Below are 1843 nucleotides of genomic sequence, written 5' to 3'. Positions count from 1 at the left end.
CCTTTCATGAGCGTTAGGATAACAACCGCTGGTGACGCCAACCGGAGCGCCGACTAGATTTTCCGACGAGTCAGCGGGTGGTTATCGAAGGCTTTGCGAACATGGCGCCAATGTTCGACAACATTTTCTATCCGTTCGGTATTCCCGGTTTGCAGTAACGTGAAACACTCGCTGCTACGCACAAAGGAGGCTAAAAAATCGCCCATGATCAGTTGCTGGGTTTGATATTCCGTCATGGCTTGGCGCTTGGTCGCCACTTCGGCGGGCGTCAAATTCAAGCAAACCCGCTGATGCCCGCGTAGCGGCAAATCGTCGGGCAGCCGCATCGGCTGCTGGCTCCAATCCTGAGCGATCCCCCAATTCGAGCCGGTCGGCCATCCGGGGCGCCAATGGATCAAATAGGCCAGCAATTTGGGATGAATATCGCGCGCGGATTCGCGCGCCAGCCAGTCGTGAACAGCCAGCAACGCGAACATGCCCAGACCGGCGTGGTCCGAGTCGTTTTCCATCACATCCGGGAACGCGATCATGGTCGGACGGGTATCGCGCAAAATCGCCAACAGTTCGCCGAGCAAGTCCTGGCCGTCTTGCGCATATCCTCGATCGATCGCAGCACTGTAAGGCACATGGTCGAAGCCGGTGAAATCCGAGCGCATCGGCCGGTTGCGCCGCCAGTGCGACACCAGCGCTGGGTAGAGGCTGCCGTCCGAGAAGCCCAACAAATCCAGATGCAGGAAACCCTTGCCCAACACTTGGGCCGCGCGCCGCGATTCTTCCAGGCGGCGTTCGCCAAACGCCAGATAATCGGCCGGCGCCGGCTTGCGCTTGCCGGTTTCTTGTACCACGGCATCGACATAGGCGTCGCCCGCAGTCGCGACGACGGCGCGGACACTTCCGCCGTTGGCGAGTACCCGTTGCGCCAGACCGGCGGCACTCAGGCTTTCGTCGTCCGGGTGAGGCGCCAATATTAGTAGACGTTCACCCCGCGCGACATCCAGCGCTTGCTCCGGCGCGGCGCGGGCCGGTAACGCCAAGGTGCCGCAAACCAATAAAATCAATCGCCATACACCGTAAGACTGCTGCATAAGCCTCTCCCGCATGTGAAAAAGATCCGGACGAAATTCGCCAACGCTCCGCGCGGATGCCGACCGGGCTATAATCCGTTTCAACCGAAGTGAGCGAAGACCGTGCCAAACCCTCGACGCACGCAACTAGCGGCAAACCCGGCCGACGCCATCCGTTTGCAACCGGGCCGGTTGAAATATCCGCCGACTTGGTTGGTATCAACCATGCCGTTCGAACTGGTTATTCGATCCTATCCACTGCGGCAACTATCCGATGAGAAACCGATTCAAACGCGCCTATCGACGTTATCGGCTGCGGGGTCACGCCATTCCCTATCAGGCTTGGACCGAAGCGACCGCTGAATTACCGTTGCTGCAAGGACTGACGCCCATCGAGCTGGCCCGCTTGCGGGTGATGAGTTCATTGTTTCTTCGCGAAAAAAATCTGGTCGGCGTGGATATCGACCTGAGCCCCAACATGCGCATCGTCATCGCGGCCCAATGCTGTCTCCCGGTGTTGTATTTGGGTTTGGCTCTGTTTTCCGGCTGGCTGGATGTGGTCGTATACCCCGACGCGTTCGTCGTCAACCACGAAGATACCGACGACGCCGGCGTGGTGCATCAAGAGCAGCGCATCCTAACCGGCGAGGCTTGGCTGGCGGGACCGCTGATACTGTCCTGGCAAGAAATCCTTGAAGACATCGAATTTCCGGAATCCGGGCAAAACTTGATCGTTCACGAGGTTGCCCATAAGCTGGATATGCGCAACGGCGCCGGTA

General features: G+C 58.9%; 2 protein-coding genes. One reads left to right on the top strand and one right to left on the bottom strand.

What is annotated here, in order from left to right; genetic code table 11:
* Positions 1–53 precede the first annotated feature (53 nt).
* The gene (locus AC3B8H_RS20935) at positions 54–1085 is read right to left on the bottom strand and encodes a PIG-L deacetylase family protein (protein WP_488443443.1); all 1032 of its coding nucleotides are present in this window, start codon (positions 1083–1085) and stop codon (positions 54–56) included.
* 253 nt (positions 1086–1338) lie between these two features.
* Here AC3B8H_RS20935 and AC3B8H_RS20930 point away from each other — a divergent pair.
* Positions 1339–1843: M90 family metallopeptidase (locus AC3B8H_RS20930; protein WP_488443442.1), on the top strand; the 505-nt coding region annotated here is incomplete at its 3' end.

This window comes from Methylomonas sp. BG-2, from assembly GCF_057766305.1.
Note: the sequence above shows the minus strand (reverse complement) of the source record. Positions and strands in the feature narration are given on the sequence as shown.